Below are 385 nucleotides of genomic sequence, written 5' to 3' on the forward strand. Positions count from 1 at the left end.
CTCTCGCAGCGGATCGGCCGTACTGGTGATCAGCCAGGATCTGGACGAGCTGTTCGAGATATCGGACGCGATCGCGGTCATGCACAATGGCGAGCTCTCGAAGCCGATGCCGATCGCCGAAGCGACTTTCGAGAAGGTCGGCTTGCTGATGGGCGGCGCCGAACCCGGCCACGCCGAACATACGTTGGAGACGGCATGATGCGCCTCGAACTCGTCAAACGCCCGCAGCGCTCGGCGCTGTTTTCGATGCTGTCGCCGTTCATCGCCTTCGCGCTGACCATCATTGCCGGCGCCATTATGTTCGCGCTGCTCGGCGTCAACCCGCTCAACGCGTTCCATATCTACTTCATCGAGCCGATCAGCCAGGTCTGGCAATTGCACGAGC

2 pseudogenes are annotated in these 385 nt (G+C 61.6%); both read left to right on the forward strand.

The annotated features are described in order from the left end of the window. Positions 1-199: pseudogene (locus EOA28_RS38500) on the forward strand (ABC transporter ATP-binding protein); the annotation flags it as partial. Beyond that, a pseudogene (locus EOA28_RS38505) lies at positions 196-385 on the forward strand (ABC transporter permease); the annotation flags it as partial. The pseudogenes EOA28_RS38500 and EOA28_RS38505, both read left to right, overlap by 4 nt.

Origin of the sequence: Mesorhizobium sp. M2A.F.Ca.ET.067.02.1.1 (assembly GCF_004023285.1) — a bacterium.
Classification (GTDB): Bacteria; Pseudomonadota; Alphaproteobacteria; order Rhizobiales; family Rhizobiaceae; genus Mesorhizobium.